A 17,254-nucleotide genomic window follows, 5' to 3' on the forward strand; every position below is an offset into this window, starting at 1 on the left:
AAAATGCCCAACTCCGTGTGGAGTTGGGCGTTTTTGTTGTTATAGGCTCAGCTGGCCTCGCTCTCTTCAAACTGGGCATTGTACAGTCCGGCGTAGAAGCCGCCCTTGTCCAGCAGCTCCTGATGGGTGCCCTGCTCCACAATGTCGCCGTCCTTCATCACCAGGATGAGGTCGGCCTCCTTGATGGTAGACAGCCGGTGGGCGATCACAAAGGAGGTGCGCCCCTTCATCAGGTTGTTCATGGCGGCCTGGATCAGGTGCTCGGTACGGGTATCCACCGAAGAGGTGGCTTCGTCCAGGATCAGAATCCGGTTGTCCGCCAGAATGGCCCGGGCGATGGTCAGCAGCTGCTTCTGGCCCTGGGACACGTTGGAGGCGTCCTCATTTAGCTCCATCTGGTAGCCACCGGGCAGAGTCTGGATGAAGTGGTGAACGTGGGCCGCCTTGGCGGCGGCGATGACCTCTTCATCGGTGGCATCCAGCCGTCCGTAGCGGATGTTCTCCATGATGGTGCCCTTGAACAGCCAGGTGTCCTGGAGCACCATGCCGAAGGCCTCCCGCAGCTTGGTGCGGTTGAATTCCCGCACGTCGTGGCCGTCCACCCGGATAGCGCCGCCGTCCACGTCGTAGAACCGCATGAGCAGCTTGACCATGGTGGTCTTGCCCGCGCCGGTGGGGCCCACGATGGCCACCATCTGGCCCGGCTTCACCTGGGCGGAGAAGTCGTGGATGATGGTCTTTTCCGGCACATAGCCGAACTTCACGTGCTCAAACTCCACCGCGCCGGTCAGCTGGTCGGCGGTAACGGGGCAGGCGTCGGTCTGGCTTTCCTCCTCCTCGGCCAGGAACTCAAAGACCCGCTCGGCGGCGGCGGCCATGGACTGGAGCATATTGGACACCTGGGCGATCTGGGTCACCGGCTGGGTGAACTGCCGCAGGTACTGAATGAAAGCCTGGATGTCGCCCACCGTGATGGCGCCGGTCACCGCCAGCATGGAGCCCACCACCGCCACGGCCACATAGCCCAGGTTGCCTACGAAGGTCATGATGGGCTGCATCATACCGGAGAGGAACTGGCTCAGCCAGGCCGACTTGAAGAGGACGGCGTTGGTCTGGTCAAACTCCCTGACCACTTCCTCCTCCCGGTTGAAGGCCCGCACCACACTGTGGCCGGAGTAGGTCTCCTCCACCTGGCCGTTGATCTTGCCCAGATACTTCTGCTGGGCCACAAAGTACTTCTGGCTGTGCTTGACCACCAGCATCACCAGGCCTGCCGACACCGGAAGGATGACCAGGGCGATGAGGGTCATCAGCGGGGAGATGGTAAGCATCATCACCAGCACGCCGATGAGAGTGGTCACCGAGGTAATGAGGGTAGTCACCGACTGGTTCAGGCTCTGTCCCAGGGTATCCACATCGTTGGTGATACGGGAGAGAACCTCGCCCACGGTACGGGACTCAAAATACTTCATGGGCATGCGGTGGATTTTCTCCGAGATATCACGCCGCAGGCCGTAGCAGGTCTTCTGGGTGACCCCGCTCATGATCCAGCCCTGGAGCAGAGAGAAGCCCGCGCTGATCAGGTAGAGGATGATGAGCATCAACAAAATCTGCCCGATCTTGCCAAAGTCGATACCGCCGCTTCCCTGGACCTTGGACACTAAGCCGGTAAAGATCTCGGTGGTGGCCTGAGACAAAACCTTGGGTCCTACAATATTGAAAATGGTAGAGCATATGGCGAAGATGCCCACCAGAGCCAGCTGAAGCTTGAACCGGCCCATATGGGAGAACAGTTTCTTCACCGTACCCTTGAAATCCTTGGCCTTCTCACCGGGTACGCCCGGGCCTCTGTGGCCCATGGGCCCCCGGGGACGGGCCGCAGTATGCCGCTCACTCATGCGCCGACACCTCCCAATTCCGCTTCCGACAGCTGGCTGCGGGCAATCTCCTGATAGGTGGGACAACTAGCCATCAGCTCCTCATGGGTGCCGATGCCCGCCACCTTGCCCTCGTCCAACACAATGATCTGCTGGGCATGGAGGATGGTGGAGATCCGCTGGGCCACGATGATGACGGCAGCGTCCTTGACCTGCTCACTGAGGGCCCGGCGCAGAGCCGCGTCGGTCTTGTAATCCAGGGCGGAGAAGGAGTCGTCAAACAGGTAGACCTTGGGGTCCTTGGCAATGGCCCGGGCGATGGACAGCCGCTGCTTCTGGCCGCCGGACACGTTGGTGCCGCCCTGGGCAATGGGGGACTCGTAGCCCTCCGGCTTGGCGTCGATGAAGTCGTCGGCCTGGGCAATGACCGCCGCCTGCCGCATGGCCTCGTCGGTGATAGCTTCCCCGCCGAACTTCAGGTTGCTCTCGATGGTACCCGAGAAGAGCACCCCCTTCTGGGGCACGTATCCCAGCAGGCTGTGGAGCTTGTGGAGGGACAGGTTCCGGATGTCCACCCCGTCGATGGTAATACGGCCGTAGCTCACATCGAAGAACCGGGGGATCAGGTTGAGCAGAGTGGATTTGCCGCTGCCGGTGGAACCGATGATGGCCGTAGTCTCCCCCGGCCGTGCGGTGAAGGAGATGTGCTCCAGCACGTCGGCCTGGGCATCGGGGTAGCGGAAGGACACGTCCTCGAAGCACACCTCGCCCCGCCAGTTCTCCTTGCTCTCATCCTTGTTCTTGCCGGGCTCCGGGTCGCGGACCGATACCTTTGTATCCAGCACCTCCTGGATTCGCTTGGCGGACACGCCTGCCCGGGGCAGCATGATGGACACCACCGAGATCATCAGGAAGGCCATGACGATCTGCATGGTGTAGGTAATGAAGGCGATCATATCGCCCACCTGCATGGTGCCCAGGTCCACCCCATGGGCGCCCGCCCACACGATGAGCACCGAGATGCCGTTCATGATGAGCATCATAATGGGCATCATCATGGACATGGTACGGTTGGTGAAGAGCTGGGTACCCATCAGGTCCCGATTGGCCTTGTCAAAGCGCTTTTCCTCATATGCCTCCCGGCTGAAGGCGCGGATCACGGGCAGGCCGGTGAGAATCTCACGGGACACCAGGTTCACCCGGTCGATCAGTGTCTGCATCTTCTTGAACTTGGGCATGGCCACCGTCATCAGCACCACGATGAGGGCCAGCAGCACACCTACCGCTACGCCGATGATCCAGCCCATGCCGGTGCGGGTGCTGGCCACCCGCACAATGCCGCCGATGCCGATGATGGGTGCGTAGAGCACCAGCCGCAGCAGCATGACCACCACCATCTGGATCTGCTGAATGTCGTTGGTGGACCGGGTGATGAGGGATGCGGTGGAAAATTTGTCAATCTCGGCATTGCCGAAGGAGACCACTTTGCGGAACACCTTACCACGCAGCTCCATGCCCACGCTGGCCGCCACCCGGGAGGCCAGCATACCCGCTGTAATGGCGGCAGCCACCATCAGCAGGGTGAGGGCCAGCATCTTGCCGCCGGTGGTCAGCAAATAGCTGCGCTGCATGGCGTTCAGATCCATTCCCATGGTCTCATACTCCTGCCGGACAAACAGGATGGCCATCTGGTCGGTGAGCATATCGGCGGTGGCGCCGTACTGGTCGGCCATGGCCTCCATCTGCTCCATCAGGCCGGCCTTGAAGGTCTCCCGGCCCGCCTGCTCCGCTTGAGCCGTCAGCATAGCCGGGTCCATGCCCTGCTGCTCCATCTGATAAAGAGCCACCATGGGCAGGCCCAGCATCTGGTCCAGCTGGTCCAGAGTCTTTTTGTCCCTGACCGTCAGGGTATAGGTTCCATCCTCTGCGGCGGTATAGGCCGCCCGGAGGGCGGCCTCATCCTCGTCACTTAAAAAGAGGGTAAGGGCCTCCATGGTGGTTCCCCGCATCTGCTGCGGGGTAACCCGCTCCACACCGCTCTGCTGGATACCCACATCCACAATGTCCGACGTGTACTTGGGCAGCGTCAGGTCACAGTAGGCCTGTACGCACAGCAGTGCCAGGATGAGCACCACCATGCCCCCGTGTTTCTTCAAATACTTCAGAATATTCAGCATGTCATTGCTCCTTATTCCACAGACATCTTCTGTCCTTCCTCCTGAACGGCCTGGGTCAGCCGGTCCAGCTGGTCCACCAGAGACTGAAGCTCTTCGGCGCCCAGCCGGTCCACCACCCGTCCGGCCAGCTTCGCCATCTGCTGCTGGCAGGCGGTCAGCAGGCTGCGCCCCTCCTCCGTCAGCACCACATAGGTGGTCCGCCGGTCCTGAGGATCGGTTTTACGCTCCAGCAGCCCCTTCTCCTCCAGCCGGCGCAGCATCCGGGATACCGCCGGCTGGGATACATACGCGCACTGGTTCAGCTCAGAGACATAGATTCCTTTGGCCTCCGGCCGCTCCTCCTGCCAGCGCTGGATCCGCTGGAGCATCATAAATTCGCCCATGGGCAGGCCGCCCATAGGCAGACTGTAACGTGTTTGGATGAGCCGCCGCAGCGCGCCGCTCAACTCGGTCATCAATCTATCTTCCATTCCATCACCGCCTTAATTCTTAACTATGTTATATAATTGTGCGTGAAGTATCATACTTCGTTAGCCCTCGGAAGTCAAGGGCTTTGCCCTCCTGAATTGTAAACACTCTGTGAATCTCTTTCCGATCTTTCCATCATACCCGCTTCTACTTTTATACAAACACTATGCTGGCAGGCTATTGTATTGGCAAAAAGGAGTCGATAAGATGATAATAGTACGAAAAAGGAAGGAATAGATCCTCTTCCCTCAAAAAAGGATCCGGCATCAGTTGTATAAGGAGGATTGGATATGAGAACGATCAAGGAAATGATGGCAATGGCCGATGAGTATCAGTCCACCGCGGCGGGACTCATGCGTACCAACAACAAGAAGCTGCCGTTCCAGATGATCCTGGACAGCCTGGCTCCGGATGAGGATGTGCTGCTGGCGGTGGGCGCCAATGCCGGCACCGTTGGAAAGACCGCCTATCAGATGGTGGCTGTGGCCTTTACCAACACCCGGCTGCTGATCGCAGGCAAGCCCAACTCCCTGATTGGTACCTTTATGAGCGCAGGCGCAAAGTCCATCAAGCTGGATAAAGTGAACTCCATCGGTGTATTCGGCATGAACATCCGCCTGGATACCATTGGGGACGAAGATGTGGTTTTGGGCTCCTACTCCCCTGAGATCCGTCAAAAACTTTCTGCCGAGATCCAGAAGATCGTCAATCAGTACCAGAGTGAAAAGGCATCCCAGGGCAACGCCACCGTGATCCAGCAGGCCTCTGCCGCTGATGAGCTGAAAAAGTTCAAGGAACTGCTGGACATGGGCGTGATCACCCAGGAGGAGTTCGACGCCAAGAAAAAACAGCTGCTGGGCCTGTAAGCCCTGTATCCTATAAGAAGGCGGGGCCCAGCCCCGCCTTTTCCTATCGCTATAGTATATCTAAATATGGGTGCAAGTGTGTCAAATACAGCATGAATAAGCAAAAAAGTTCCCCGGCCCATTGGACCGGGGAACCCTTGCTTTATCGATTAGCCGAAGTAACGCTTCAGCAGGCCCTCGAAAGCCTTGCCGTGACGGGCGATCCCATGGGACAAGTCCCATGGGGACCCCGATGATTTCATCTGCTCGGGCGGAGTGAATCCGCCCGGCATCGAGGTTTTAGCTTCGCCAAAACGCTCGGTAACGAGGCCCGCCACGACAAAAAAGTTCCCCGGTCCATTGGACCGGGGAACCCTTGCTTTATCGATTAGCCGAAGTAACGCTTCAGCAGGCCCTCGAAAGCCTTGCCGTGACGGGCCTCGTCGCGAGCCATCTCGTGAACGGTGTCGTGGATGGCGTCCAGGTTGTGCTGCTTGGCCAGCTTAGCCAGGTCAGTCTTACCCTGGGTAGCGCCGTTCTCGGCGTCCACACGCATCTCCAGGTTCTTCTTGGTGGAGTCGGTCACGACCTCGCCCAGCAGCTCGGCGAACTTGGCAGCGTGCTCAGCCTCCTCGTAGGCGGCCTTCTCCCAGTACAGGCCGATCTCGGGATAACCCTCGCGGTGAGCCACGCGGGCCATGGCCAGGTACATACCAACCTCAGAGCACTCGCCCTGGAAGTTCTCGCGCAGGCCCTGGATGATCTCCTCGGGAGCGCCCTTAGCTACGCCGACCACATGCTCGGAAGCCCAGGTCTTGTCGCCGCCCTGGAGCACAAACTTCTCCTTGGGAGCCTTGCAGATGGGGCAGAAATCAGGGGCGGAATCCCCCTCGTGAACGTAACCGCAAACAGAGCAGACCCACTTTTTCATGTGATTTTCCTCCTATAATTGTAATTTCATTTTATTTGATCTAGGTTTAGCGGAAGTGCTAATCAGTAATGATTATCATTTCTGATATAAAGATAGCACAACTTAACTTTCTCGTCAAGTCTTTTTTTGCATTTGCGAAAAGTTTTTTTAGCCGCCTTCCAGCCCTGCCAAACCCTCCACAATCAGCGGCCGCAAAGGCCTCTAAACGCAAACCCATCATAACACACAGGATCATATGGATTCAAGCGATCCCACGGTAAAGTTTTGACAGAAAAAGCGCCCGCCGCTGCTGCGGCGGGCGCTTTCCGTACCGTTTTACTCGATGGCGATGGTGTGGTTGACAGGCAGCTGCTGCACCGCCTTAGGCAGAGTGATCTTCAGGATACCATCCTCAAACTTGGCGGACACATCCTTGGGCTCCACCTGCTCACCCACATAGAAGCTGCGGCTGCACTGACCGGCGTAGCGCTCCCGGCGCAGATAACGGCCGTTCTTCTCCTCTTCGTCCTTATCCAGGCCCTTGGCGGCGCTGATGGTCAGACAACCGTCCTTCAGTTCCAGCTGAACCTCATCCTTCTTGAAGCCGGGCAGGTCCACATCCAGCTCATAGGCATTCTCGGTCTCCCGCACATCGGTCTTCATCAGGTTCTTGCCGTGCTTACCGTACAGCGGGTTGTGGGCAAACATGTCGGGCATTCTGTCAAAGGGATCCTGGAAAAAGTCGTCAAACAGATTTTCACCAAACAGGCTAGGTAACATAAGTCATACCTCCATTCATCTTCGACGGCTCGTAGCTGGGGGGAAGTGAACCCTCGCGGTGGCGAGCTTCTGTTACCTGTTCCGGACGGTGGTGTACCGGCCGGACGTTTCGGTTCTTTTCAATCCCCGGATGGGCTCTCATTGGGCCCCTCTCTCAAGGACACCCTTATTATAACACCAGAATTAGCACTGTCAATAGGAGAGTGCTAATGTTCACACAAGAAGCAATTTTTGTTCACAATTTATCCGATTTTTGCCCGCAAAAAAGCTGTACCCGCTGCGGTGCAGCGGGTACAGCCCTTATATCTCATTTACGGAGCCTTGGTAATGGCCTCAGCGGCCGCGCGGATGACCGCCACGGCGGCGTCAATGCCGATGCGGCTGTTGACACACAGGTCATACTCCCGGCTCTGGCCCCAGCGGCCGGTGGCGAAGTAGTTGTAATAGGAGGCTCTGGCCTTGTCCTGACGGATGACGAAGCTCTCCAGGTTGGCTTCCTGCACACCGTACTCCTCCCGGGCCCGGCGAATGCGCTGATCCAGAGGGGCGTTGACAAACACCTTCAGGCAGTTGGGCTGATCCCGGAGGATGTAGTCGGCGCAGCGGCCCACAATGACGCAGGACTCCCGTGCAGCGGCCTCCTTGATGACCTTGGCCTGCGCGATAAACACCTGGTCGGGGACCGAGGGGGTCTGGACGCTGGTGTAGAGGTCATAGAGGAAGCTGTTGGTGGGGCGCTGATGCTCGGCATTACGGATAAAGTGCTCAGAAAAGCCGGTCTTCTTTGCCACGTCGGAGATCAGCTGCTTGTCGTAGAACGTGATGCCCATATCCTCGGACAGCTTCTTTGCGATGAGCCGCCCGCCGGAGCCGTATTCACGACCAATGGTAATGACGATGTGTTTCATAAGGACACCTCCTATCCTGATTTTAGTATAATACAGTTGGAGGCATTCGTCAAAGCACTTTTTACTGGCGGATCCCGGTGCTGCCGGAATAGCGGGAGGGCAGCACCTGCTGGATGGAGAGTCCGTCAATGACGCCGTCCTCCCACATCTGAAGCAATGCCGAGGGCTGAGCGTACACCAGCGCACCATAGATCTCTACCCCATTCTCCTCCACATAGTCCCGGATGGACGCGAAATCATACGATACCACAGGCCCCGCCAGGGCCTCTACCGCCTCCGGCCGGTCTGCCAGATAGCTGAGCAGGGTGATAAAATGCTCCTTAGCGGCGCTACCCTCAAACTGGGCCCTGCTTTTTTCCGTAAAACTGCGCCCCACCATCTCCTCCCACATCTGGGTGTAAGAGAACATGGGGTATCGCTCCTGGTCCGGCGCGGCATCCAGATAAGGGCAGTCCTCAGTCTGATAGCCGATGAGCTGATTTTCCTCCGCCGTCCGCACCGCGGCCCACCGAAAGGAGAGGATACCCTGAGCGCAATAGCCATCATATGCGGCCTCCAGCTGCGCAAAGCCGATGGGATTGAGCCGCTCCGGGAAATGGACCCACACCGCCAGATAGGAGGTCTCAGGCAGCTGAGACAGGTAATCCACCGTCTCCTGGCTGTAACCGCTTACCGCCAAATCTCTTCCCCCATCCACGATGGCCTCCATGGTCAGCAGATCAAAACCATTTTGCATGGAGGCGGTGATCCACGCTCCCGTTCCATATTCGCCAGGATTCATGGTCCTGCTGACCTGGTTTCTCTCCCCGGTGAGCCAATCTCCTGTGGTGTAGGTTAAGGCATATCTTCCAAAGCCCAGGGGCTCGGTCTGGACACTGGTTATGGTCTGCCCCGGCATCAGAAGGCTGTATAGGGCGGTCAGATCAACGGTGGCATCGCTGTACTGCGTCTGCCCCACCGTCTGCGCGTTGGGCTGATAATAGAAGGAGGACACTAGGGGATTCACCACAAACTGTACCACCAGCACCACTGCCAGCACGATGGCCGCCGCCCACAGGGCGGTGCGGCGCAGCCTGCGATTCACCGTCCGTTTTACCTTCTTTACCTCGGCATTGGAGCTAGACTGGGCCTCTCCCCCCTCCTCCAGCGCCTCCAAGCCCTCCGCCAGATAGTCGGCGATGGCCTCGCTCTTCTCCAGCTCTGCCTCCACCAGGGCCCGCTCGTCCTCGGTGGCAGTGCCGTTCTTGTATTTCTCCAGTAATTCCCGGAATGTCATAGCGCTCCCTCCAATCTGGTCTTGAGCTTCCTGCGGGCCCGGCACAGCATGGTCCGGGCCGCGCCGGGGCTGATCCCCATGGCCGCCCCCACTTCTTTCAGCGACAACTCTCCATAATAATATAAGGTAATGATCTCCCGATCCAGCGGGGAGAGCTCCTGCACCGCCCGATAGACCGCCCGCCGGGTCTCCTCCCGGATCAGGTCCTCCAGCAGGTCGTCCTCCCCCGTCAGCCGCTCCGGGTCAGGCGGCTCCCCGGTCAGGTGCTTGCGGCGGCGGCACTGGTCCAGCCACAGGTTGCGGCACACCTTGAACAGCCAGCCCTTCCAGCCGTCCTCCTCCCCCTCCAGGGAGAGAAGGGCCCGGCAGAAGGCCTCGCTCATCAGGTCCTGGGCCTGGGACCAATCCTGACAGAGGGCAAAGGCATAGAGGTACAGCTCACCGGCATACTTGTGATAGAGCCCCTCCAGCGTCTTTGGCTCCACGCTCCTCCCCCCTTTCACCTAAAGAACGCACCAGCGCAAAATATGTTACATCTCGTCATTCCGTTGCACGCTAAAGTATAGATTAGTGCAATACTTGCCAGTTTTCACGAAAGTACTCGGCGGTTTTTGCAACTTTATAATTTTTCCTTGCATTTTCTGGGATGACGCATTATAATAGCACCAACATGTTGGAATGTGTGTCTTTGGACCACATTCCCAGTGTATCAAAATCCGGTAGGTCCGTCCATCATGGGCCGCCAGGCAAAGGGGTTTGGCAATATGGCATTTACGATCACCAATTCTTACCTTCAGAACGTATATGACGGCGTCTGCAAGAAGAACGCCCATGAGCCCGAGTTCCTCCAGGCCGTGGGTGAGGTTATGGAGTCCCTTCAGCCCGTGTTCAACCAGAAGCCCGAGCTGGCCAAGATGGGCATTATGGACCGCATGGTAGAGCCCGAGCGCAGCCTGCTGTTCCGCGTGTCCTGGGTGGACGATCACGGCCAGGTCCAGGTGAACCGCGGCTACCGCGTGCAGTTCTCCACCGCCATCGGCCCCTCCAAGGGCGGCCTGCGCTTCCACCCCTCCGTCAACCTGTCCATCATCAAGTTCCTGGGCTTCGAGCAGGTGTTCAAGAACTCCCTGACCGGCCTGCCCATGGGCGGCGGCAAGGGCGGCTCCGACTTCGATCCCAAGGGCAAGAGCAGCAACGAGGTCATGCGTTTCTGCCAGTCCTTCATGACTGAGCTGCAGCGCCACATCGGCCCCGACACCGACGTGCCCGCCGGCGACATCGGCGTGGGCGCCCGTGAGATTGGCTACCTGTTCGGCCAGTATAAGCGTATCCGCAACGAGTTCAACGGTGTTCTCACCGGCAAGGGCCTGACCTACGGCGGCTCCCTGGCCCGTACCGAGGCTACCGGCTACGGCCTGTGCTACTTCACCAACGAGATGCTCAAGGCTGCCGGCAAGTCCTTCCAGGGCCAGAGCGTGGTCATCTCCGGTTCGGGCAACGTGGCCATCTACGCCAACCAGAAGGCCACCCAGCTGGGCGCCAAGGTCATCGCCATGAGCGACTCCAACGGCTACATCGTGGACGAGAACGGCATCGACTACAAGGTCATCAAGGAGATCAAGGAGGTCAAGCGCGACCGCATCAAGACCTACCTGGATTACGTTCCCACCGCCAAGTACTACGAGGGCTGCCAGGGCATCTGGACCGTTCCCTGCAACATCGCGCTTCCCTGCGCCACTCAGAACGAGCTGCCCCTGGAGGGCGCCAAGGCTCTGGTGGAGCACGGCTGCTTCGCCGTGGCTGAGGGCGCCAACATGCCCTCCACTCCCGAGGCTGTGGCTTGGTTCCAGTCTCATGGTGTTCTGTTTGCTCCCGCCAAGGCTTCCAACGCCGGCGGCGTGGCCACCTCCGGTCTGGAGATGAGCCAGAACTCCATGCGCCTGAGCTGGACCTTTGAGGAAGTGGACCAGAAGCTCCACGACATCATGACCAACATCTATCACAACGCCGCCAAGGCCGCCGAGGAGTACGGCATGCCCGGCAACCTGGTGGCGGGCGCCAACATCGCCGGCTTTATGAAGGTGGCCGACGCCATGATCTGGCAGGGCGTGTCCTACTAATCTTGAAACAAAAATGGCATCCATCCTTTACAACGGATGGATGCCATTTTTCTTTTGTGCTTCTTCCATACCCAATACGCACATATACGCCGCTTCCTGTGTGCGGCAATATGCTTCCACACGGCAGAACAGCTTCCAGAGCATAAACATCTCTTCACTATAGGATTTCATGACCCGTTCCACGCTCTTGCGTGCCTCCGCTGCCATTCTCTGCCCAGCTACCAACTCACCCTCCGGCTGATTATCAAGGACTGTGCCGCATTCCATGGCACATCCCCAATTATAGTGTCTGTTGTATTGTTCCTCCCTCTGCCTTTCCAACTGCACAAGATATGTTTGAAAATCCTCCGATATGGGGCCTTCGTTGCAAAAGAGATCTGCCAGTTCATCGTACAACTTCCAACAGATGCGGTATGTATGATTTTCACGGCTCATTTTTTCCTTGTACTCTTCCCGCATTTCCTGTATCATAGCATCACCCCAATCATAATAGGTCAATTTCACCATAATTTCAATAGGTCAAATCACCCATAATTATCTGGGGTGATTTTATGTCTCGTCTCAAAGACCTTCGTGAAAAACGTGGTTATACCCAGATTTATATGCAAATGAAAACCGGAATTAACCAAAGCGATTTCTCTAAGATTGAAAATGGAAAGCGCTATTATACCTTTGAACAGTGCAAGCGCATTGCACTTGCTTTAAATACCAGCATGGATTATCTAGCTGGCCTGACTGATGTGGAGGACCCCTATCCCCGCGCAGAATAAACGTCGCCCGCATCCCCATCCTTTCTTACGAGGTACTGTACTATGCTCCGTATTCAAAATATTCCCCTGCCCATCGACGGCGGGCTGGGCCATCTGAAAAAGAAAGCCGCCCGCATTCTGGGCGTTAAGCCGGACGCCATCGTGGGCCTGTCCCTGGCACGGCAGTCCATCGACGCCCGTAAAAAGAACGACGTCCATTACGTCTGCACCGTGGACGTGACCGTGGCCGATGAGGGCAGAGTGATGGCCCGGTGCCGGGACAAAAACGTCTCTCTCCACCAGAGCACCCCCTATGTCTTTCCACCGGTACGGCGCACCTCTTCCCTGCCCCCGGTGGTGGTGGGCATGGGCCCCGCCGGGCTCTTTGCCGCCCTCTTCCTGGCCCGGAACGGCCTGGCTCCCATCATGCTGGAGCGGGGCCGCCCGGTGGAGGAGCGCACCGCCGACGTGGAGCGGTTCTGGTCCACCGGCGTGCTGGACCCCTCCTCCAATGTTCAGTTCGGTGAGGGCGGCGCTGGCACCTTCTCCGACGGCAAGCTGACCACCGGCACCCACGATCCCCGCATCTCCACCGTGTTCCGCACCCTGGTGGAGGCGGGCGCTCCGGCAGACATCCTGTACCAGCACAAGCCCCACATCGGCACCGACGTGCTGCGGGACGTGGTGAAGACCATCCGGCAGGAGCTGATCCGCTTGGGCTGCGACGTGCGCTTCGGCCATCAGCTCACCGGCCTGACGCTCCGGGACGGGGCGGTGGCCGGTCTGACGGTAACAGGCCCCCAGGGGGCCTACGACCTGCCCTGTGACCCCCTGATTCTCTCCCCCGGCCACTCCGCCCGGGACACCTTCCAGATGCTGCTGGAGGCCGGGGTGCCCATGGAGCAGAAGCCCTTTGCCATCGGCGTGCGCATCGAGCATCCCCAGAGCGCCGTATCCCTGGCTCAGTTTGGCCCTGCCTGGGAGAAGCTGCCCGCCGCCGACTACAAGCTGGCCTGTCACCTGCCCAACGGCCGCTCCGCCTTTACCTTCTGTGTCTGCCCCGGCGGCCAGGTGGTGGCCGCCGCCTCGGAGGAGGGGCGGCTGGTGACCAACGGCATGAGCCACCGGGCCAGAGACGGCAAGAACATCAACGGAGGCTTCCTGGTGGGGGTCAATCCCGCCGACTTCGGCTCGGACCATCCTCTGGCCGGTGTGGCTTTCCAGCGCCGTTGGGAGGAAGCCGCCTTCACCCTGGGAGGCGGAAATTACCACGCCCCGGCCCAGACCGTGAAGGATTTCCTGGCCCGGCAGCCCTCCAAGGCTCTGGGGGCAGTGGAGCCCACCTACCGGCCCGGTGTCACCCCCACTGACCTGGACCGCTGCCTGCCCGACTACGTCACCGACACCCTGCGGGGAGCGCTGCCCGTCTTTGACCGGAAGCTCCACGGCTTTGCCGCGCCGGATACCCTGCTCACCGGCGTGGAGACCCGCTCCTCCTCCCCAGTCCGTATCCTCCGGGGGGAGGACTACCAGTCCGCCGTCCGGGGCCTCTACCCCTGCGGCGAGGGGGCCGGTTACGCCGGCGGTATCACCTCCGCCGCCGTGGACGGCATCCGGGTAGCCGAAGCGGTAGCCGCACAACCCTAAAAGTAAAGTTCGCCGCCGCATTGCTGCGGCGGCGAATTTTTTCTTTTCCGATGCAATCATTTGCCCGGCTCAGGTGTGTACAGGGCAGAAAGGAGAGAGCGCCATGGCCATGCAGCTCCAGGGGGACGCCCCCTTCTCCTACGCAATGGAACACCATCTGGACACCGTATACCGGGCAGCCTGCCACAATGCCCCCACCCCACAGGACGCGGAGGATGTGACGCAGGAGGTCTTTGAGGCCCTGCTGCGCAGCGGCAAGGGCTTTCAGGACGGAGAACATCTGAAAGCCTGGCTGCTGCGGGTGACCATCAACAAGTGCAAAAATCTCCGCCGGGCCAGGCGCAGCGGCGAGGTGCCGCTGTCCGAACAGTTCCCCGCTCCAACCGGGACAGACGGCTCGGTACTGGACGAGGTGCGTGCCCTGCCGGAGCCCTACCGCAACACCATCTATCTGCACTATTTTGAGGGCTACACCGCCGCCGAGATCGGGGAGATTTTGGGTGCCAAGCGGAATACGGTACTGTCCTGGCTCTCCCGGGGGCGGCAGGCCCTGCGGGAACGGATGATCGGAGGCTTTGAGGATGAATAAGACGGATTATCTGGCCCAGGTCAAGGACCTCCACGCCTCTCAGCAGCTGCGGGAGCGGATCGCCGCTCTTCCCGCCACCCGTAGGCGATCCCGGCGATTCAAGCCCTGGATGGGGGTTTGTGCCGGTCTGGCGGTGGTGGTACTGGGCGGGTTCTGGCTGCTGCCCCGGATGGGAGGCAGCAGCGGCGGAGGCGGGGGCGGTCACGACGAGGCCTCCACCTTCATGTCCTACGCCGGGCCCATTTTTCCCCTGACCACGCTGGAAGATGCCGACCTGACCGCCCGGCGGCACATTACGCTGGACTTTGCCCCCTGGCAGGACGGAAACAGCACCGACATCCAGGTAAAAGACTCCTATGTGCTTACCAACCCCACCGACACCGACCAGATCGTTACCCTGGCCTATCCCTTTGCCGGGAGTTTCTATGAGCTCTATCCTGTTACCCTGACGGCGGACGGTACGGAGCTGGAGACCACCATCTACCCCGGCGTGGGTGGAAGCCAGAGCATAGGCTCCTGGGAGGAATATGCGGCGATTGTCGAGGACGGAGATCTGATGGCCGCCCACCAGGAGGCCCCCACCCTGGACACGCCGGTTACGGTCTATTCCTTCACCGATTTTGTCCTGCCGGAGAGCGATGCCGTTGCCCCCACTCTGGCCGTGACCTACCCCTGGTCGGAGGACACCCCCGCCGTCATGACCTACGGCTTCAACGGCGGCGCGATTGACCGGGAGGCAGGCTGGGCCCAGCGCAGCTTTTTCCTGCCCCAGCCCGACTCTCCCCAGGCCGAAGACCCCTGTCTGCTCATCGTAGTGGGAGACCCACTGGAAGAATATACTCTTCAGGGCTACCGGGACGGCGGCTGTGACCCTGGGGAAGAGCTGGCAGGCGTTACCGCCACCGTGACCCAGTACCAGTCCACGCTGGGAGAGGTGCTGGACGCCCTCTGCCAAGCTCCGGACACCCTGGCCCAGAAGTACGGCGAGGAAATTGATCTTATGTCCTTGCCCAGAGAGACCTTTTTTGACGCCCTCTGTAAAAGTCTGGGTACCTCCATTCCGTCCAACATGACCAGGCTGGAGGATGTGTTCTCCTGGTGCAACGTACAGGAGCGTATTTTCTACGCAGAGGCCACCCTCACCATCCCCGCCGGGGAGAGCGTCACGGTGGAGGCCGCCTTTACCAAAGAAGGCAGCTATGACTTTACGTGTGCCCACACGGAGAACCGGGGTATCTATGGCTATGATCTTCTCACACAGTTGGGCTCCAATCTGAGCTGTACCCAGCAGACCGCCACCCTGGAGGACCGGGGCTTCATCCAGATCGTCCGGCAGAATTTCGGCTTTGACCTGGAAGCGGGCGTGAACACCGTCACTCTGGACCCGGCGTCGGAGCACTACTACCTGGAGGTCAAACGTATTGCAGAATAAAAGAGAGCCGCCCACAAGGGCGGCTCTTTTGTTGTCGTTCAGCGCTGTTCCATGGGCACATAATCGGTGTGGGTGCCCACATACTTATAGGCGGGACGGATGATCTTGCCCATATTGATGAGCTCTTCAATGCGGTGGGCGGACCAGCCGGCGATACGGGCCATGGCGAAGATGGGGGTGTACAGCTCCAGGGGCAGGTCCAGCATGTGATACACAAAGCCGGAGTAGAAGTCCACGTTGGCAGACACACCCTTGTACATCTTCCGCTCCCCGGCAATGACCTCGGGACCCAGCCGCTCCACCAGGGAGTAGAGCTCGTACTCCTCGTTGCGTCCCTTCTCCCGGGACAGCTTCTCCACAAAAGAGTGAAGCAGGTTGGCACGGGGGTCGGACAGGGAGTAGACGGCGTGACCCATGCCGTAGATCAGGCCCGCCTTGTCGAAGGCCTCCTTGTTGAGCAGGGCCTGGAGGTAATGGCGCACCTCGTCCTCGTCCTTCCAGTCCCGTACGTTCTCCTTCATGTCCTCAAACATCTGCACCACCTTGATGTTGGCGCCGCCGTGCCGGGGGCCCTTCAGGGAGGCCAGAGCCGCCGCCATGCAGGAGTAGGTGTCGGTGCCGGAGGAGGTGACCACGTGGGTAGTGAAGGTAGAGTTGTTGCCGCCGCCGTGCTCAGCATGGAGGGTCAGACAGATATCCAGCACATGGGCCTCCCAGAAGGAGTAGGAGGAATCGGCACGCAGCAGAGTAAGGATGTTCTCCGCCGTGGACAGCTCGGGCCGGGGGGCATGGATATACAGGCTGCTGCCGCTCTTGTAGTTCCAGGCCTGGTAGCCGTAGACACTGAGCATGGGGAAGAGGGAGATGAGCTGGACGCACTGGCGCATCACGTTGGGCAGGGAGATGTCGTCCGCCCGGTCGTCATAGGAGGCCAGGTTGAGCACACTGCGAGCCAGGGAGTTCATAATGTCGTGGCTGGGAGCCTTGAGGATGATATCCCGCACAAAGTTGTTGGGCAGGGAGCGGTAGTAGGCCAGCTGCTTGGTGAAGCCGTCCAGCTCCTCCTTGGTGGGCAGCTTGCCCAGCAGCAGCAGGTAGGCGGTCTCCTCAAAGCCGAAACGGCCCTCCTTCAGGGCGCCGGCCACCAGATCCTCCACATCCACGCCCCGGTAGTACAGCTTGCCCTCACAGGGCAGTTCCTGGCCGTCCACCACCTTCTTGGCCACGATATCAGAGACTTCGGTAAGACCGGCAAGCACGCCCTTGCCGTTCAGGTCGCGCAGGCCCCGCTTGACATCATACTTTACGTAATCGCCAGGATCGATCCGGCTGTTTTCCTTGGACATGCCCGCCAGGGCCTCGATCTCAGGCGTAATGTTGCAATAGTTGGGATTGCTTGCCATAAAAAACCTCCATTCTCTTCTCGTGCCGGGGAAACTGCCCCCTTGTCGTTCGGTTCATTGCTAACCATTATGC

The 17,254-nt window shown here is 59.4% G+C and carries 16 protein-coding genes; 6 read left to right on the forward strand and 10 right to left on the reverse strand.

Going from position 1 to position 17,254, the window contains the following annotated elements:
- Nucleotides 1-47 precede the first annotated feature (47 nt).
- From J9789_RS06895 to J9789_RS06905, 3 genes are read right to left on the reverse strand one after another with little or no spacing between them, the layout of a single operon-like run.
- Entirely contained in the window at nt 48-1,898 is a 1,851-nt protein-coding gene (locus tag J9789_RS06895) for an ABC transporter ATP-binding protein (RefSeq protein ID WP_209343932.1), read from the reverse strand.
- On the reverse strand, nt 1,895-4,054 hold the full coding sequence (locus tag J9789_RS06900) for an ABC transporter ATP-binding protein (protein ID WP_209343934.1): 2,160 nt from the start codon (nt 4,052-4,054) through the stop codon (nt 1,895-1,897). The genes J9789_RS06895 and J9789_RS06900 overlap by 4 nt, the downstream gene beginning before the upstream one ends.
- A gap of 11 nt (nt 4,055-4,065) precedes the next feature.
- Entirely contained in the window at nt 4,066-4,524 is a 459-nt protein-coding gene (locus J9789_RS06905; RefSeq protein ID WP_209343936.1) for a MarR family transcriptional regulator, read from the reverse strand.
- 288 nt (nt 4,525-4,812) lie between these two features.
- Here J9789_RS06905 and J9789_RS06910 point away from each other — a divergent pair, with 288 nt between their 5' ends.
- Nucleotides 4,813-5,388, forward strand: coding sequence for an SHOCT domain-containing protein (locus J9789_RS06910; protein ID WP_245185140.1), 576 nt, complete (start codon nt 4,813-4,815; stop codon nt 5,386-5,388).
- A 367-nt stretch (nt 5,389-5,755) separates the two neighbouring features.
- Here J9789_RS06910 and J9789_RS06915 read toward each other — a convergent pair whose 3' ends face one another.
- The 5 genes from J9789_RS06915 to J9789_RS06935 all read right to left on the reverse strand — a co-directional run bounded on the left by J9789_RS06915 (nt 5,756) and on the right by J9789_RS06935 (nt 9,726).
- On the reverse strand, nt 5,756-6,298 hold the full coding sequence (locus tag J9789_RS06915) for an NADH peroxidase (protein ID WP_087266976.1): 543 nt from the start codon (nt 6,296-6,298) through the stop codon (nt 5,756-5,758).
- Nucleotides 6,299-6,613: 315 nt separating this feature from the next.
- The gene (locus tag J9789_RS06920) at nt 6,614-7,057 is read right to left on the reverse strand and encodes an Hsp20/alpha crystallin family protein (RefSeq protein WP_209343938.1); all 444 of its coding nucleotides are present in this window, start codon (nt 7,055-7,057) and stop codon (nt 6,614-6,616) included.
- A gap of 311 nt (nt 7,058-7,368) precedes the next feature.
- Complete coding sequence (locus J9789_RS06925) at nt 7,369-7,965, reverse strand: cytidylate kinase-like family protein (RefSeq protein WP_209343939.1); 597 nt, start codon at nt 7,963-7,965, stop codon at nt 7,369-7,371.
- 61 nt (nt 7,966-8,026) lie between these two features.
- On the reverse strand, nt 8,027-9,241 hold the full coding sequence (locus J9789_RS06930) for an anti sigma factor C-terminal domain-containing protein (RefSeq protein ID WP_209343941.1): 1,215 nt from the start codon (nt 9,239-9,241) through the stop codon (nt 8,027-8,029).
- Complete coding sequence (locus J9789_RS06935) at nt 9,238-9,726, reverse strand: sigma-70 family RNA polymerase sigma factor (RefSeq protein WP_209343943.1); 489 nt, start codon at nt 9,724-9,726, stop codon at nt 9,238-9,240. Before J9789_RS06935 ends, J9789_RS06930 begins: the two co-directional genes overlap by 4 nt.
- Nucleotides 9,727-10,005: 279 nt before the next feature.
- On the opposite strand from J9789_RS06935, the gene gdhA reads away from it, so the two are divergent.
- The gene (gene gdhA, locus J9789_RS06940) at nt 10,006-11,361 is read left to right on the forward strand and encodes an NADP-specific glutamate dehydrogenase (RefSeq protein WP_209343945.1); all 1,356 of its coding nucleotides are present in this window, start codon (nt 10,006-10,008) and stop codon (nt 11,359-11,361) included.
- 27 nt (nt 11,362-11,388) lie between these two features.
- Here the strand turns inward: gdhA and J9789_RS06945 are convergent, their stop codons facing one another.
- Nucleotides 11,389-11,832, reverse strand: a complete 444-nt coding sequence (locus tag J9789_RS06945) for a hypothetical protein (protein ID WP_209343947.1) — start codon at nt 11,830-11,832, stop codon at nt 11,389-11,391.
- An 80-nt stretch (nt 11,833-11,912) separates the two neighbouring features.
- Here J9789_RS06945 and J9789_RS06950 point away from each other — a divergent pair, with 80 nt between their 5' ends.
- The 4 genes from J9789_RS06950 (at nt 11,913) to J9789_RS06965 (ending at nt 15,778) form a co-directional block, all read left to right on the forward strand.
- The gene (locus J9789_RS06950; RefSeq protein ID WP_087334581.1) at nt 11,913-12,131 is read left to right on the forward strand and encodes a helix-turn-helix transcriptional regulator; all 219 of its coding nucleotides are present in this window, start codon (nt 11,913-11,915) and stop codon (nt 12,129-12,131) included.
- 42 nt (nt 12,132-12,173) lie between these two features.
- On the forward strand, nt 12,174-13,757 hold the full coding sequence (locus J9789_RS06955) for an FAD-dependent protein (RefSeq protein ID WP_209343949.1): 1,584 nt from the start codon (nt 12,174-12,176) through the stop codon (nt 13,755-13,757).
- Between the two features lie 103 nt (nt 13,758-13,860).
- Nucleotides 13,861-14,346, forward strand: a complete 486-nt coding sequence (locus J9789_RS06960; protein ID WP_209343951.1) for an RNA polymerase sigma factor — start codon at nt 13,861-13,863, stop codon at nt 14,344-14,346.
- Nucleotides 14,339-15,778: a hypothetical protein gene (locus J9789_RS06965; RefSeq protein ID WP_209343953.1), complete on the forward strand. Its 1,440-nt coding sequence runs from the start codon at nt 14,339-14,341 to the stop codon at nt 15,776-15,778. Before J9789_RS06960 ends, J9789_RS06965 begins: the two co-directional genes overlap by 8 nt.
- 38 nt (nt 15,779-15,816) lie before the next feature.
- On the opposite strand, the gene J9789_RS06970 is transcribed toward J9789_RS06965, so the two are convergent.
- Nucleotides 15,817-17,181, reverse strand: a complete 1,365-nt coding sequence (locus tag J9789_RS06970; RefSeq protein WP_209343954.1) for a citrate/2-methylcitrate synthase — start codon at nt 17,179-17,181, stop codon at nt 15,817-15,819.
- Nucleotides 17,182-17,254: the final 73 nt, after the last annotated feature.

This window comes from Flavonifractor sp. AGMB03687, from assembly GCF_017811815.1.
In the GTDB taxonomy this organism is placed as follows: domain Bacteria; phylum Bacillota; class Clostridia; order Oscillospirales; family Oscillospiraceae; genus Flavonifractor.

Excerpts from the sequence above, each read along its gene's own strand:
- J9789_RS06945 (WP_209343947.1), bottom strand. The coding sequence starts at position 11,832 with ATGATACAGGAAATGCGGGAAGAGTACAAGGAAAAAATGAGCCGTGAA.
- J9789_RS06965 (WP_209343953.1), top strand. The coding sequence starts at position 14,339 with ATGAATAAGACGGATTATCTGGCCCAGGTCAAGGACCTCCACGCCTCT.
- J9789_RS06955 (WP_209343949.1), top strand. The coding sequence starts at position 12,174 with ATGCTCCGTATTCAAAATATTCCCCTGCCCATCGACGGCGGGCTGGGC.
- J9789_RS06905 (WP_209343936.1), bottom strand. The coding sequence starts at position 4,524 with ATGGAAGATAGATTGATGACCGAGTTGAGCGGCGCGCTGCGGCGGCTC.
- J9789_RS06900 (WP_209343934.1), bottom strand. The coding sequence starts at position 4,054 with ATGCTGAATATTCTGAAGTATTTGAAGAAACACGGGGGCATGGTGGTG.
- J9789_RS06950 (WP_087334581.1), top strand. The coding sequence starts at position 11,913 with ATGTCTCGTCTCAAAGACCTTCGTGAAAAACGTGGTTATACCCAGATT.
- J9789_RS06895 (WP_209343932.1), bottom strand. The coding sequence starts at position 1,898 with ATGAGTGAGCGGCATACTGCGGCCCGTCCCCGGGGGCCCATGGGCCAC.
- J9789_RS06925 (WP_209343939.1), bottom strand. The coding sequence starts at position 7,965 with ATGAAACACATCGTCATTACCATTGGTCGTGAATACGGCTCCGGCGGG.
- J9789_RS06960 (WP_209343951.1), top strand. The coding sequence starts at position 13,861 with ATGGCCATGCAGCTCCAGGGGGACGCCCCCTTCTCCTACGCAATGGAA.
- J9789_RS06915 (WP_087266976.1), bottom strand. The coding sequence starts at position 6,298 with ATGAAAAAGTGGGTCTGCTCTGTTTGCGGTTACGTTCACGAGGGGGAT.
- J9789_RS06930 (WP_209343941.1), bottom strand. The coding sequence starts at position 9,241 with ATGACATTCCGGGAATTACTGGAGAAATACAAGAACGGCACTGCCACC.
- J9789_RS06970 (WP_209343954.1), bottom strand. The coding sequence starts at position 17,181 with ATGGCAAGCAATCCCAACTATTGCAACATTACGCCTGAGATCGAGGCC.
- J9789_RS06920 (WP_209343938.1), bottom strand. The coding sequence starts at position 7,057 with ATGTTACCTAGCCTGTTTGGTGAAAATCTGTTTGACGACTTTTTCCAG.
- gdhA (WP_209343945.1), top strand. The coding sequence starts at position 10,006 with ATGGCATTTACGATCACCAATTCTTACCTTCAGAACGTATATGACGGC.
- J9789_RS06910 (WP_245185140.1), top strand. The coding sequence starts at position 4,813 with ATGAGAACGATCAAGGAAATGATGGCAATGGCCGATGAGTATCAGTCC.